The sequence below is a fragment of the Pseudomonas sp. C 49-2 genome (assembly GCF_003970195.1).
Lineage (GTDB): Bacteria > Pseudomonadota > Gammaproteobacteria > Pseudomonadales > Pseudomonadaceae > Aquipseudomonas > Aquipseudomonas canadensis.
On the sequence record NZ_RXYG01000001.1, the window covers coordinates 56,161 to 71,243 of the forward strand.

At 59.6% G+C, this 15,083-nt stretch carries 12 protein-coding genes; 2 read left to right on the plus strand and 10 right to left on the minus strand.

Translation table 11 applies throughout. The features are described from left to right. Positions 1 to 17 precede the first annotated feature (17 nt). From EJ576_RS00280 to coxB, 3 genes are all read right to left on the minus strand, one after another. Positions 18 to 569: a cytochrome c oxidase assembly protein gene (locus EJ576_RS00280; protein ID WP_025999925.1), complete on the minus strand. Its 552-nt coding sequence runs from the start codon at positions 567 to 569 to the stop codon at positions 18 to 20. Positions 570 to 713: 144 nt separating this feature from the next. After that, complete coding sequence (gene ctaD / locus EJ576_RS00285) at positions 714 to 2,300, minus strand: cytochrome c oxidase subunit I (protein WP_122730093.1); 1,587 nt, start codon at positions 2,298 to 2,300, stop codon at positions 714 to 716. Positions 2,301 to 2,358: 58 nt separating this feature from the next. After that, positions 2,359 to 3,486, minus strand: coding sequence for a cytochrome c oxidase subunit II (gene coxB, locus EJ576_RS00290; protein ID WP_028618633.1), 1,128 nt, complete (start codon positions 3,484 to 3,486; stop codon positions 2,359 to 2,361). Positions 3,487 to 3,853: 367 nt separating this feature from the next. Between coxB and EJ576_RS00295 the strand changes: the two genes are divergently transcribed. Then, complete coding sequence (locus EJ576_RS00295) at positions 3,854 to 4,501, plus strand: hypothetical protein (RefSeq protein WP_126569391.1); 648 nt, start codon at positions 3,854 to 3,856, stop codon at positions 4,499 to 4,501. Positions 4,502 to 4,569: 68 nt separating this feature from the next. Here EJ576_RS00295 and EJ576_RS00300 read toward each other — a convergent pair whose 3' ends face one another. The 6 genes from EJ576_RS00300 to EJ576_RS00325 form a co-directional block, all read right to left on the minus strand. Next, on the minus strand, positions 4,570 to 6,111 hold the full coding sequence (locus EJ576_RS00300; RefSeq protein WP_126569392.1) for a SulP family inorganic anion transporter: 1,542 nt from the start codon (positions 6,109 to 6,111) through the stop codon (positions 4,570 to 4,572). Positions 6,112 to 6,196: 85 nt separating this feature from the next. After that, a complete protein-coding gene (locus tag EJ576_RS00305; protein WP_095014125.1) occupies positions 6,197 to 6,928 on the minus strand; it encodes a carbonic anhydrase in 732 nt (243 codons plus the stop codon). A gap of 227 nt (positions 6,929 to 7,155) precedes the next feature. Further along, positions 7,156 to 8,214, minus strand: a complete 1,059-nt coding sequence (locus EJ576_RS29645) for a PA0069 family radical SAM protein (protein WP_158628940.1) — start codon at positions 8,212 to 8,214, stop codon at positions 7,156 to 7,158. Positions 8,215 to 8,295: 81 nt separating this feature from the next. After that, a complete protein-coding gene (locus EJ576_RS00315) occupies positions 8,296 to 9,591 on the minus strand; it encodes a cytochrome c (RefSeq protein WP_123478368.1) in 1,296 nt (431 codons plus the stop codon). Between the two features lie 12 nt (positions 9,592 to 9,603). Continuing rightward, complete coding sequence (locus tag EJ576_RS00320) at positions 9,604 to 11,388, minus strand: GMC family oxidoreductase (protein WP_126569393.1); 1,785 nt, start codon at positions 11,386 to 11,388, stop codon at positions 9,604 to 9,606. Positions 11,389 to 11,390: 2 nt separating this feature from the next. Then, the gene (locus EJ576_RS00325) at positions 11,391 to 12,143 is read right to left on the minus strand and encodes a gluconate 2-dehydrogenase subunit 3 family protein (RefSeq protein ID WP_028618626.1); all 753 of its coding nucleotides are present in this window, start codon (positions 12,141 to 12,143) and stop codon (positions 11,391 to 11,393) included. 230 nt (positions 12,144 to 12,373) lie between these two features. Between EJ576_RS00325 and EJ576_RS00330 the strand changes: the two genes are divergently transcribed. Beyond that, entirely contained in the window at positions 12,374 to 13,021 is a 648-nt protein-coding gene (locus EJ576_RS00330; RefSeq protein WP_126569394.1) for a tyrosine-protein phosphatase, read from the plus strand. A 2-nt stretch (positions 13,022 to 13,023) separates the two neighbouring features. On the opposite strand, the gene EJ576_RS00335 is transcribed toward EJ576_RS00330, so the two are convergent. After that, a complete protein-coding gene (locus tag EJ576_RS00335; protein ID WP_158628941.1) occupies positions 13,024 to 15,027 on the minus strand; it encodes a M3 family metallopeptidase in 2,004 nt (667 codons plus the stop codon). Positions 15,028 to 15,083: the final 56 nt, after the last annotated feature.

Consider the following 15,083-nt stretch of genomic DNA (forward strand, 5'->3'; position numbering starts at 1 on the left):
GAGGGGGCAAACAGTAGCTAGCCGCCGCTGTGGGCAGCCACCGGCGGTTGGCGCGCAGTAATATCAAACAGCGTGTACGCCAGGGTCAGATGCTTCACATCCTTGGGCATGTCGCGGTCGACAATGAAACGCACCGGCATCTCAATGCGCTGGCCCGGTTGCAGCACTTGCTGGGTAAAGCAAAAGCACTCGGTCTTGTGGAAGTACATCGCCGCTTCGGCCGGGGAAATACTGGGCACGGCCTGGGCAGTCATCGGCTTGTCGGTGGGGTTGTGGGCCACGAACAACATCTCGGTCACCGCGCCCGGATTGACTACCACTTCGTCAGCCTTGGCGTAAAAATCCCAGACCATGTCGATGGCGTTGGTAGATAGGAACTGCACCCGCACCTGGCGTGAAGCATCGACAACCTGTTCACCCTCGTACTGCCCGGCCGTCTTGCCATTGATACCGAACGCTTTGCACATCACGTCGTAGATCGGCACCAGGGCAAAGCCGAAGGCGAACATCGCCACCACCAGGATGAGCAGCCGAGTAACCAGGCGCTTGATAGGCACGGACTCAGCCATGGCGACTACCCCGCTTTTGATTTTCTGTGGGAGCTGGCTTGCCTGCGATAGCGGTGTGCCAGGCACCGAATCTACCCACTGCCACACCCCCATCGCAGGCAAGCCAGCTCCCACAGGAGACCGTGTCGGCCTGCACCAAGGTGTTCATTTGACCTCCGGCGGGGTGGTGAAGGTGTGGTACGGCGCCGGCGAAGGGATGCTCCACTCCAGGCCTTCGGCGCCGTCCCAAGGCTTGGCCGGTGCGGGTGTACCGCCACGGATGCACTTGATCACAATGAACAGGAAGAAGATCTGCGTGGCGCCGAACATGAACGCGCCAATCGACGAGACCATGTTGAAATCGGCGAACTGCAAGTTGTAGTCCGGCACTCGCCGCGGCATCCCCGCCAGCCCGACGAAGTGCATCGGGAAAAACGCCATGTTCATGCCCACGAAGGACAGCCAGAAATGCAGCTTGCCCAGGGTTTCGTCGTACATGTGGCCGGTCCATTTCGGCAGCCAGTAGTAGGCCGAGGCGAAGATGCCGAAGATTGCGCCAGGCACCAGTACGTAATGGAAATGCGCCACCACGAAATAGGTGTCGTGGTACTGGAAATCCGCCGGTGCAATCGCCAACATCAGCCCGGAAAAGCCGCCGATGGTGAACAGAATCACGAACGCCACGGCAAACAGCATCGGCGTCTCGAAGGTCAGCGAGCCTTGCCACATGGTGCTGACCCAGTTGAACACCTTCACCCCCGTGGGCACGGCGATCAGCAGAGTGGCGTACATGAAGAACAACTCGCCCACCAGCGGGATGCCCACCACGAACATGTGGTGCGCCCACACGATGAACGACAGGAACGCGATGCTCGCCGTGGCGTAGACCATCGAGGTGTAGCCGAACAGCGGCTTGCGCGAAAAGGTCGGGATGATCGAGCTGACGGCGCCGAAGGCCGGCAGGATCATGATGTATACCTCGGGATGGCCGAAGAACCAGAACACGTGCTGAAACAGCACCGGGTCACCACCGCCAGCCGCACTGAAGAAGCTGGTGCCGAAGTGGATGTCCATCAGCATCATGGTCACGCAACCCGCCAGCACCGGCATCACCGCGATCAGCAGGAACGCGGTGATCAGCCACGTCCAGACGAACAGCGGCATTTTCATCAAGGTCATGCCCGGCGCACGCAGGTTGAGAATGGTGGCGACCACGTTGATCGCGCCCATGATCGAACTGATGCCCATCAGATGGATCGCGAAGATGAAGAACGTCACGCTTTCCGGGGCATAGGTGGTGGATAGCGGCGCGTAGAAGGTCCAGCCAAAGTTCGGCCCGCCACCGGGCGTGAACAGCGTCGAGACCAGCAGCAGGAACGCTGCCGGCAACAGCCAGAAGCTGAAGTTGTTCATGCGTGGCAGGGCCATGTCGGGGGCGCCGATCATCAGCGGGATCATCCAGTTGGCCAGGCCGACGAACGCCGGCATCACCGCGCCGAACACCATGATCAACCCGTGCATGGTGGTCATCTGGTTGAAGAAGGCCGGCTGCACAATCTGCAGGCCGGGCTGGAACAGCTCGGCGCGGATTACCATGGCAAACGAGCCGCCGAGCAGGAACATGGCAAAGGCGAACCACAGGTACATGGTGCCGATGTCTTTGTGGTTGGTGGTCAGCACCCAGCGCATCAACCCCTTGGCGGGGCCGTGGGCATGGTCGGCGTGACCATGGTCATCGATCACAGCGCTCATGGCCGTTCTCCTGCAAGCGAGTGGGCGGGGCGGGTCGAGGTAAACGCCTTGAGAGAGGTCATTTGCTTTCCGCCTGCTTGATGGCCAGCACGTCTTTAGGCGTGACCATGTCGCCTTTGTTGTTGCCCCAGGCATTGCGCTCGTAGGTCACTACGGCGGCGATGTCCACTTCCGAGAGTTGCTTACCGAAGGCCGCCATCGCGGTGCCGGGCTTGCCGTGGTAAACGATGCTCAGGTGGTCAGCCGCAGGGCCGGTGGCGATCTTCGAGCCCTTGAGCGCCGGAAACATCGGCGGCAAGCCCTGACCTTCGGCCTGGTGACAGGCCACGCAGGTGGTGTGGTAGACCTTGTCGCCACGCGCCACCAGCTCCTCCAGCGTCCACTCTTTGGAGGTCAGCTCCTTGAGCTTGGCGGCCTCTGCCTTGCGCTCGCCCAACCAGGTCTCGTAGTCGGCCTTGGACTTGACCTCGACCACGATGGGCATGAAGCCGTGGTCCTTGCCGCACAGTTCGGCGCACTGTCCACGGTAGATGCCGGGTTTCTCAACGCGGGTCCAGGCCTCGTTGACGAAGCCGGGAATGGCGTCGCGCTTGACCGCAAAGGCCGGCACCCACCAGGAGTGGATCACGTCGGCGGCCGTTACCAGGAAGCGTACTTTAGCGCCCACCGGCAGCACCAGCGGCTGGTCGACTTCCAGCAGGTAATGTTCGCCCTTGGTGGCCTGGTTATGGATCTGCTCGGCGGGCGTGGCCAGGTTGCTGAAGAACTCCACGTCCTGGCCCAGGTATTTGTAATGCCACTTCCACTGATAGCCGGTGACCTGGATATCGATATCCGACTCACTGCTGTCGTAGATATTGATCAGGGTCTTGGTGGCCGGAATGGCCATCGCGATCAGGATCAGCAAGGGCACCACCGTCCAGAGGATTTCCACGGTGGTGCTCTCGTGGAACTTGGCCGCGACCTGGCCCGTGGACCGGCGATGAACGATCATCGACCAGAACATCGCGCCAAACACGATGATGCCGATCACCACACAGATCCAGAATATGGTCATGTGCAGGTCGAACACAGCGTGACTGACTTCTGTCGCCCCCGGCGCCATATTCGTTGTCCAGGCGGCATGTGCCTGGCCGAATACCGACCACAACAGGAGGCCCATCCAAACGTGTGGATGTCGCATCATTGCGGGTTCCCCTTATCGTTCTTGTTATCCCGCCGGTTTGCACCTGCGTCGAAGGGAGCGGCTTCCATACTGCTTACAACCGCCTGGCCTTGCCTGCTTATGCAGTCTGGCGTCATCAGCTAATCGCGTACAAATCCGAGTATAGACAGGCTCTGCAACCCCGCAATGTGTAGGGGCAAATGAGTAGAAATGATGTGTCAGGGCTATTAAAACCGGGGGCGGAATCGTTTATCCGACGAACGATGGCAATTCGATATAACGCGCGCGCATAACCATGAAATAATTATGACAAATGCGTCTTAGGCGCTCGTATAAACGAGCTACCTTATCCTCTCCCTTTTCCTACGCCTGCATCACTGGAGCTTTCATGAACACCGCCGCATTGCGCGAGCAGATTTCCCGTGCCCATCAACACGAAGCCAGCACGGGCCAGCTTGCCCAGCAACTGGAAAAACAATTGCCGCACCTGCATTCGGCCATCGCCCTGGCTGACGGTGATCGCAACATTGTCATGACCCGCTTTGTCAGCGCCTACATCGACCTCGTCCCGGATTTGCTGGACGCCGCCAACGACGTGGCCCGCGAGGCCGGTATCGAGAGCCAGATCAAGCCGGTGCTGAAGATCGCCGAGCATTTCTTTCTGCAACCGCCCGCGATCCTGGCCGGCCACGAAGGCCTCGACAGCCTGCTGGACGAGGCCTACCTGGCGCATCGGTTGGTTGAAGAGGTGAACGATCTGTATATCAAGCACTTTGGCCAGCCGTTGATTCCGGCCGACACTACCGTGGCCAATGTCATCGCCCACCAGCTGATCGGCGAGACCTTCGCCAACCAACTGGATGAAGCGGTGCATCACGCGGTGGATGAAATGCTCAACGAAGACAGCTTTGCGCTGGAGTCGGTGGAGGTTTATCGCGAGACACTCAAGAGCCCGAATACGGAAGCGGCGTGGAAGCGCTGGCCGTGCCTGTCGCGGCAGCTGGGGGTTGAGCTGACGTTGGATCAGCCGGCTTAATTTCCTGGGTCGCAAACGATCAAATGTGGGAGCCGGGTTTGCCCGGCTCCCACAAGGTTGCTTGGTGGTTAGGCTGGCGCGGAACCTATCCCCGTCGTCATCCTGACCCGACCTTCCAGCCTTCGCTTCAACCCACGCGCCTCGATCACCAGCGTCGAGCCCTTGGCCGCATTGGCTCGCCCCCATTCCTCCAGCAACTCCAGGCAGGAATGGTCGATGTAACTCAGGTTGCTCAACGGCACATGCAAGGTCGTCCCTGTCGGCACCGCCGACAGCACCTGGGTCAGCGCCGGCACTTTCAGGAAAGTAGCCGCGCCCGTCAGACGCAGCTCCATTTCACCCTCCTGGGGCAAATCGATCAGGCTCACTTTCAGGCGTGACGCCTTGAACGCCAGCTTGACCAACGTCAACCCGAAGCCCACCAGCACACCGGTCAGCAGGTCGGTAAAGATGATCGCCAACGCCGTGGCCGCGTAGGTAAACATCGGCATCCGCCCATAACGTCCCAGTGCCTTGAACGCCTTGATGTCCACCAACTTGATCCCGGTGTACACCAACACACCCGCCAGGCTCGCCACCGGAATACTTTGCAGCACACTCGACAGCAACAGCACGAACGCCAGCAGCCACAGGCCGTGGAACATAGCCGACAGACGGGTGGTCGCACCGGCCTGCACGTTAGCCGAGCTGCGCACAATCACACCGGTCATCGGCAAGGCACCGACCAGACCACAGAGCATGTTGCCTACACCTTGGGCAGATAATTCCTTGTCAAAATCAGAACGCTGACCACTGTGCATACGATCGACCGCCGCAGCGGAAAGCAGGGTTTCGGCGCTCGCAATAAACGCCACGGCAAAGGCGGCGATCAGCAGTTGCGGATCGGCCAGGTTCAGCAAGTCACTGGGGCGCAGCCAGTCAATCGCATCCGCGAGGTTTTCCGGGACTTCCACGCGCTTGACCTGCAGCGCCAGCACCAGGCTGACCACGGTAGTCAGGCCCACCCCCAACAAGGCCCCCGGCACAAAGCGCAGGCGTTGCGGGCGTAATTTATCCCAGGCGTACATCACCAGCATCGTCGACAAGCCGAGCAATCCCGCCTGCCACCCCAGGCCACCGCCCAGGGCTGGGATCGCCTCGGCCAACGCCGCCGGGAACCCCGCCAGGTTATCCAGCCCGGAAGGCTTGGGCGCGCCGTCGAGCATCACGTGAATCTGGGATAGCACAATCAACACGCCAATCCCCGCCAGCATGCCGTACACCACCGCCGGCGCTGTGACGCGGAACCAGCAACCCAGGCGCAACCGCCCGGCCACCAATTGCAGGAAGCCCGCCAGCAACAGGATCGGCCCCAGCATCAGCATGCCGTGCTGGCGCACCAGCTCGAACACCAACACCGCCAAGCCCGCCGCCGGACCACTGACCTGCAGCGGCGATCCCGCCAGCCAACCCACCACCAGGCCACCGATGATCCCGGTGATCAGGCCTTTTGCCGGGGGCATGCCGGAGGCAATCGCGATCCCCATGCACAGGGGCAGGGCGACCAGAAACACAACCACGGAAGCCAGCAGCTCCCGTGGCAGTACAGCTTTCAATTGAGCAGCACGCATGATGACTCTCCCGAGGCATTCGCCGGGCGCGGCAAAGCCTGGCTGCGTCCATGGCAGCCACCGCTTTACCCGGCAGGGAAGTGTTTTAGAAGCGCGCTTTAGGCGTCGCGGAAGGAATCGGCCCGTCGCCGCTCAGCGATCGGAACGCTGACTGGTCCGCATCGTAGGCCCGGATTTCACTGGTCTCGATGTTGTAGATCCAGCCATGGATAAACAGCTGACCATTGGCCATGCGCGAAGCCACGGAAGGGTGGGTGCGCAAGTGTTGCAACTGGGCGATGACGTTTTCTTCAGTCAGCACTTTCATGCTCTCGCCTTCATTGGCACAGTCGCAGTTGTCCTCGACCATGGACCTTGCGACCTCGGCGTGCCGCAGCCAGGCCCTGACTGTTGGCATCTTCTCCAGGCTGGCGGGGTTGAGTACCGCACGCATGGCGCCGCAATCGGAGTGCCCGCAGACAATGATGTGCTGCACGCCCAGGGCCAGCACCGCGTACTCGATAGCCGTGGACACACCACCGTTCATCTGGCCGTAAGGCGGCACTACGTTACCGACGTTACGCGTCACGAACAGGTCGCCAGGCGAACTTTGTGTGATCAACTCAGGCACGATGCGCGAGTCGGCACAGGTAATGAACATCGCACGCGGGCTTTGGGCCGTGGCGAGTTTCTTGAAGAGTTCTTCCTGCTGGGGGAAGACGTCGTGATGGAAATGCAAAAAGCCGTCAACGATATGCTGCAACGCTGCATCGGCGGTTTCAGCCACCGGAGAGGCAGAAGCCGACGCAGCCAACGGCTGTTTATCCTTGTCACTCATGATTCATCCTCTTGATTAATGCAGGGGAGTGTTCAAATCAGTTCGACGCCGGGCCAGGCGAACAGTTGCAAACGCCTCAAACCCGGGCCGCCGACTTATCAGTCACTCGCTGAACAAGGTACCCGCCGAAACTTAACTCAAACTGAATGAACCGCTCTAGATCGCGGGTTTCAGTGATATCAAAACGCGACTATTCTTACAGGAAGGGTGCATTCCTCCTCTTAAGTCTACAACAAAGCCATCTGCCTGCCCGGTGGACAGAACGCAGTGCAATCCAGATTGAAACCTTCTCGCTGATTAAGCCCCAGGCGCTTGATTGCCTTGCTGAAGCGCTGGGCCAGCAAATCGGCAAACGGCCCTTCACCGCGCATGCGTACGCCGAAGCGACTGTCATACACCTCACCGCCACGCACCTGGCGCACCAAGCTCATCACATGGGCCGCGCGCTGCGGGTAGTGCGCCGCCAGCCACTCCTCGAACAACGGTGCCACCTCCAACGGCAAGCGCAGCATCATGTACGCCGCGCTTTGCGCGCCCGCAGCATGGGCCTCGGTCAGCAGGCTCTCCAATTCGCTGTCGTTGATCATCGGAATCATCGGCGAACACAGCACGCCCACCGGAATCCCCGCCTCACGCATCACCCGAATCGCCCGCAACCGCGCCTTGGGTGCTGCCGTGCGTGGCTCCAGGATGCGCTTGAGTTCATCGTCCAGGCTGGTGAGGCTGATCATCACCGCCACCAATCGCCGGCGCGCCAACTCGGTGAGCAGGTCCAGGTCTCGCAGAATCAGCGAGCCCTTGGTGATGATGGTCACCGGGTGTCGATAGCGCAGGAGCACTTCGAGGGTTTGCCGGGTAATCCTGTACTCGCGCTCGACCGGCTGGTACGGGTCGGTATTGGAGCCCAGGTTGATCGGCGCGCACACATAGCCTGGCTTCGAAAGCTGCTGCTCCAACACGTCCGCGGCGTTGGTCTTGGCGATCAGTTTGGTTTCGAAATCCAACCCCGGCGACATGTCCCAATAGGCATGGCTGGGCCGTGCGTAGCAGTAGATACAGCCATGCTCGCAGCCACGATAAGGGTTGATGGAGCGATCGAACGGCAAGTCCGGCGAGTTGTTACGGGTGATGATGCTCTTGGCCGTTTCGATACGCACTTCGGTGCCCTGGGTCGGTGGCACTTCCTGGAACCAGCCGTCATCCTCGGCCACGCTGACGGTAGGCGCAAAACGGTTATGCAGATTGGTGGCCGTGCCCCGGCCACGGGGCGGCAGCGGAGTAGACATGAAAGCGCCTCGATACTGTTTTTATATACAGTATCGAGGCGCGAGGGTTCTGACCAGTGCCGTTTGGCGGTCAGGCAAGCCTCATTGCTTCTGCGTCACTTGCCCCAGGTCATCGCCGGAGGTGGTGCGCATATCGTTGTGGCGCAGGTCCTTCACATCGCTGGCCTTCACCGGCGCGCCCTGATTGCCCCAACTGCCACGTATGAAGCTGACCACATCCGCCACTTCCTGATCCGACAGCCGCCAGGCGAACGCCGGCATGGTGAAGGTCGACGGTGCCGCGTGGGTCGCCGGCAAAGTGCCGCCGTTCAACACGATGTTGATCAACGACGTGGCATCCGCCGTTTGCAACACTGGGTTGCCCGCCAGCGCCGGAAACACCCGCGTGTAGCCATGGCCGTCGGTACGGTGGCAAGCCGCGCAGTTGTCGATGTACACCGAGGCGCCGCGCTGGCTGTCATCGCCTTTCCATAACGCCTCGGCCGCTTGCTTGTCGTACTGATGCGGCTGATCCTTGGGATCCACCGCCGGCAGGCTCTTGAGGTAACGGGCGATAGCGGTCAGGTCATTTTCCGACATGTACTGCATGCTGTGGACGACAACGTCGCTCATGCCACCAAACACCGCGCTGCGGTCACTGCGGCCGGTTTTGAGGAACTGCACCAGTTGTTCCTCGCTCCAGCTGCCGAGGCCATCCTTGTGGTCACCGCGCAGGCTCTTGGCGATCCAACCTTCCAGCGGCGCGCTGCCGGACAAGAAGGCGTTTCCGTCAGTGGCACTCAGGGCTTTTTCCTGCATGGTCAACGCCCGCGGCGTGTGGCACGCACCGCAATGGCCAAGGCCTTCCACCAGGTAGGCGCCTCGGCTGATGACCGGGTCGGCGGCTTGGGCCTGATGCTCCTCGACAGAAGGCGCAAACATCCAGCGCCATGCCGCCAACGGCCAGCGCATGCTCAAAGGCCACGGAATGTCGCTGTCCTTGTTCTCCTGGGCGACGGGCTCGACACCTTTCATGAAGTACGCATACAACGCCTGCATATCGCTGTCGCTGACGCGTGCGTAAGACGGGTAGGGCATCGCCGGGTAAAGCGTACTGCCGCTCTTGGCGACGCCATGGCGCACGGCCTTGTCGAAGTCCTCGAAGCTGTAGTCGCCCAGACCGGTCTTGTCCGGGGTGATGTTGGTGGAATAGATCACGCCAATCGGGGTTTCCATTGGCAGGCCGCCGGCAAAGGGTTTACCACCTTTGGCCGTGTGGCAAGCCACGCAGTCACCCGCGCGGGCCAGGTATTCACCTTGCTTGATCAAGTCCGTTTCAGCGGCGCTGACAGAGCAGCTGCTGAAAAGCGCGAAGGTCGCGATAACAAGTGCTTTCATGGTCATCGCTCCTTATGCCTGAACCAGTGGGCCGGGGTTTTTCAGATACTGCTCACGGATTGCCCGCGCCGACCAGTAGGTCAACGCTGCCACCAAGCCTGTAGGGTTGTAGCCCAAACCTTGTGGGAAAGCGGATGCGCCTGGGACAAACACGTTGTGCACATCCCAGCACTGCAGGTAGCGATTCAACGCACTGGTTTTCGGGTCGGCGCCCATGATCGCGCCACCGTTCAAGTGGGTGGTCTGGTACGACGCCGTGTTGAAATGCTCGCCGACTTTTTTGCCGAGCACAGCAATGGCCTTGGGGTTCATCGCCTCAGCGACCTTGCCCATTTTCTCGACCATGAAGCGGTTCATCTTGATGTCGTTTTCCTGCCAATCAAACGTCATCCGCAGCAAGGGCTGGCCGTAGGCATCGCGGTACACCGGGTCCAGATCCAGGTAGTTACCCCGGTAGGACTGATGGGCACCGTGGGCATCCATCGACACCTGGTGGGTGTAGTAATCGGCGGTGGCACGCTTCCAGGCACTGCCCCAGGCCGGAGTGCCCGGCGGGTTTGACGTACCGGCAATCGGTCGGCTGCCAGCCTGGTTTACCCACATCGGCGAACCGCCCACAAAACCATGAGGCCCGTGGTCGAAATTGTCGGCGTTGAAGTCATCAATGGCCACGCCGTTGCCACCCGCACCGATGAAGTTGTTGGTGTGAGTGTCTTTGTCGAAGAACGCCTTGATGGTCGCCATGTTCTGGTAGGCGAAGTTTCTGCCCACCACGCCCTCGTTGGTGATCGGGTCGTAGGGCTTGCCAATGCCGGAGAGCAGCATCAAACGCACGTTATGGAACTGGAACGCGCCGAGGATCACCAAGTCCGCCGGTTGCTCGCACTCCCGGCCCTGGGCGTCGATGTAAGTCACGCCAGTGGCCTTGCTCTTGGTGCTGTCGAGGTTGACCTTGAGCACGTGGGAGTTGGGCCGCAGTTCAAAGTTCGGCACCTGGCGCAGCGCTGGCAGGATGTTCACGTTCGGCGAGGCTTTGGAATACATGTAGCACACGTAGCCGCTGCAAAAACCGCAGAAGTTGCAAGGGCCCATCTGGGCGCCATAGGGGTTGGTGTAAGGCCCCGAGGTGTTGGCAGACGGCAGGTTGTAGGGTTTGTAACCCACTTCACTAGCCGCTTTCTGAAACAGCTGTGCGGAGACGGTGTTTTTCTGCGACTCCAACGGGAACGGGTTGGAACGGTCGGGCGCATACGGGTTGCCGCCACGGCCTTCGCCGACCAGTTGGCCTTTGACGGTCCAGGCTTGCCCAGAAGTGCCAAAGACTTTTTCCGCGTAGTCGAAGAACGGCTCCAGCTCTTCGTAGCTCACGCCGAAGTCCTGAATGGTCATGTCCTTGGGAATGAAGTGCTTGCCGTAGCGTTCCTCGTAGTGGCTGCGCATGCGCAACTCGATCGGGTCGACACGGAAATGCACGCCCGACCAGTGCAGACCCGCGCCGCCCACACCATTGCCCGGCAGGAACGCCCCCAACTGACGGTTGGGCAGGGCGACGTCATTCACGCTATGACGAATGGTCACCGTCTCCTTGGAGATATCCTGGAAGAGTTTCTTACGCACGCTGTAGGTCAATTCGTCGATGACCTGGGGATAGTTGCCGTCCGGATAAGTGTCCTGCATCGGGCCGCGCTCCAGCGCTACCACGTTGAGGCCTGCTTCCGTCAGTTCCTTGGCCATGATCGCGCCGGTCCAGCCGAATCCTACGATTACTGCATCCACTTTCTTCATGATGGTCGCCACGTTTATGCCCTCTCGCCGCGGATGGAAACTGCCGGGAAGGGGTATTGCTCGTTGCGTTCAACCCAGTCCATGAAGTCGGCGCGGGCGCCGGGGAAGCCGATCATGGTCCAGCCAACCATGCCTTTGTTGCCGCCGTGGATCGGGTCGCAGAAGAAGCCTTCCTTGGTGTTTTGTAGCAACAAGTTGAAGAAGATCTTTGGCGGCACCGCATCAAAATGCGCCGTCACCTCACTACCGCCAGCCTCCAGACGCCGCAACATATCGTCTCGGGTAGCGCTGTCTTGCGCGGCAAAAACTTTGCCGTTGAACGCCTTCGACCATGCATCCGTCGCGGCAATGCCCAGGCGATAGATCTCTTTGGGCACCAGTTTGGACTGCCAGCCCATCTCCGACGGCGCGTCGGCGTTGAAAGGACCTTGCATGAACCAAAGGGCACCGCTGGCGTACGGCGTGTTCATCTGGCGGTCGATATATTCCGGTGCACCGGCTTCCAGAGCACCTGGGCCTTGGGCATCAGCAGGAATTAATTGCGCGACGGCGGCGTTGATGAACGCCCATTCCTCGGCGGTGAAATAAGTTGGCTCGTAGGCCTTTTCGCTGGTTGTAGGCTTGGCTGGCGCGGCTTGCGCCGGCTCAGGCGTCGCCATCAGCATTGAGCCGCCAAGGCCGGTGCTGGCAACCGTGACCACCGGGATCAAGGTCAAGGATTTGCGCAAAAAGTCACGCCGCGGGTTGTCTTGATCTTGATCAGACATGGTGGCACCTCATCATGTGGTCACGGGTTCATCAGCCGACTTCTAGCGAGCGGCTTGGTATTTACGGCAATCAATAGTTACAAATGATAGCAGGCTATGCATCGGAGGAATCGTTTCAGCGACTAAAGACTGATGATTCACGATTCTTTGACGCCCCCCTCACGCCTCATTGACCCCCCTTGGACCAACCTGAGCGGCATTCACCAATCTCCTGCCCGGTCATGTCATCCATGCTCAAGAATCAATGGCTGCCGGCCTTCGGCCTCGTGTTCATCGCGCTGTTCTCGAGCGCTTTCGCTCAAGCCGACGAGCCCATCTCCATCCGTTCCCCCGAGTGGGCACAACCGGTGGGAAGTCAATACAACCTTCACCAGATGACGCCCACGCTCTATCGCAGCGGGTTACCCGACAGCAACGCAGCGCCGCTGCTGGAAGAGCTCAAGATCGGCACCGTGATCAATTTCCTGCCGGAATCCGATGCTGACTGGCTCAAATCGCCCGATATCCGACAAGTACAGCTGACTTATCGCACCAACCATGTCGATGATTCCGACGTGCTGGCGGCGTTGAGAGCCATCCAGGAAGCCGAAACCAACGGCCCGGTGCTGATGCATTGCAAGCACGGCTCTGACCGTACCGGCCTGATGGCGGCGATGTATCGGGTGGTGATTCAGGGGTGGAGCAAGGAAGATGCGCTGAACGAGATGACCTTGGGCGGCTTCGGCACCAGTAACGGCTTCAAGGACGGCGTTCGCTACATGATGAGTGCCGATGTCGCCAAGTTACGCAAGGCGTTACTCAATGGAGAATGCAGCACCAGTGCCTTCGCCCTGTGTTCGATGAAGAGTTGGATGAACACTGCCAACACTGGCTCCTGAATTCAAACCACGGTACCGGGTGTAACGTCTAAAAATAAACGCACCGCTTCAACCAACGATCTAGAGTGACCGGGAGCAAGCACTAGCTCGCGAAACGCACGACCCGTCTGCGGGTTGAACACCCCCTCTTGCTCAAACCTTTTGAAGGCTGCACGTGCCAGCACTTCAGACCATTGGTAAGCATAAAACCCGCCCTCGTATCCCGACACCATATGGCTGAAGCCATTGACGTAACGCACAGCGTCCAGCGCTGGCAGGTGCCCGACCTCACGGTTGGCGCTTGCGAATACCTGCTCAATTGCGCGTCCGTCGCCGTGGGTGCGATGCACTTCAATATCAAACAGCGCCAGGGTCAGCGACTCTGCGCGCTCCCAAGACGTTTGAGTGTTGGCATACACCACTTGCTGTCGGGCCACGGCCTCAGGCAACTGCGCGCCGGTTTCGACATGGCTTGACAGCCAGACAAGACATTCAGGGGAATCACACCAGCGCTCGAAGAACTGGCCGCAGAACTCCGCACTGTCTATGCCCAGGTCATCAATGCCCATTTTGGTGCGATAACCCACGCCCATCAGCATCTGCTGCAAGCAATGGCCGAACTCATGGAACAGGATCTTGAGCTGCAGATGCGCAAGCAAGCAGGGCTCATCAGGGGTCACTTCAAACTGGCTGCAGAGCACAACCACCGGTTGCACTCTTTGCCCTTCAGCCGTGGTCCAGCGGTTTTTCAACGAAAACGCGTTGGGAAAATCATCGCTGTTTTGCAAAAACGGTACGAAATATATCTGCCCCAATACTTCGCCATAGGCCTGCACCTGCAAGAGTCGAACCCCGGGAGCCCAGGAGTCGAAGCCATCGAGCTCACTGATTTCGATGTCGAACAGGCGCTTTAGCAAAGCAAACAGGCGGATCAGGGTGGTATCCAGCGGGAAATAAGCGCGCAACGTCTCTTCAGCAACGCCGCTGGTCTGTTGCCGGATGATCTGCGCCAGATAGGCGTAATCCCAGGGCTGCAGATCGGTCAACCCAAGTTCACGGCCCAGCGTGGTGAGCTGACGTTTGTCATGCTCGAAGGCCGTACGTTGCGACGCAACTTGATCACGAATAAACGTCAGCACCTGATCTTCGGTATCCAATACCTGAAGCTCAAGCGCCAATCGAACGAAGTTGGCGTGGCCCAAAAGCTTGGCTTTTTGATGACGGCTGACCATTAGCATTTGCAGCAGCGGGCCATTGTCGAACTGCCCGGCATGCGGGCCGATATCGGACGCACGCGTGTTGTAGGCGATGAAAACCTCCTCTCGCAAAGCGCGATTTTGCGCGTACGCCATGAGGTCTCGGTAGGTCTCTTCATTCAGGGTAATCAGCCAACCTTCCAGGTTGGCGGCACGGGCCTTTTGCGCCATACGCGCCTTGAAGGTTGGCGTAAGCCCCTGCAGGTGTGATTCGTCGGTGATGTGTTTGCGCCAAGCGTTGTTTGCCTGTTCCAACCGGCTAATGAACAACTGCTGAAGCCCGGCAATTTCAAGGTTAAGCGTCACCAGCCTCTGCTGCGAGACAGGTTCCAATTCGATACCGGCCTGTTCAAACTTTTTCAGCGTACGCCTCAGCAAACTCTGACGGGACGCATCGAACAGTCCTGCCGCTGAACTGGCCGCCAACGCTTTGTAGCAGTCAAATAGCGCGCGGTTACTGGTTAGATCGCGCACGAACTCTCTGCCCCGGAACGTGGCTTGCGCGGTGGCTCGTTTCCATTTTTGTTCAGTGTTTACGCTGTCGAGTATGTAAATCACCGTTAACACCTCGTCGATCCGCGACGTCACCGCCTCTATGGCAAGCACGAGATCGTCCCAGTTCGGGCTGTGTCGCTGGCTGGCAATAATGCGGCCCACCTCGGTGCGACCGCGCAGCACGATCGCATCAACGGCAGGTACAAGATGTTCGGCACGAATGGCCGAGAAAGGCGGCAGGTGATAGTCCTGCAACAGGGGATTGGGGTCGTGCATTGGGCATCCTTGAAGACAACAAGTGGGAGTTGTCATCCTGGAATACAACGCAGGAG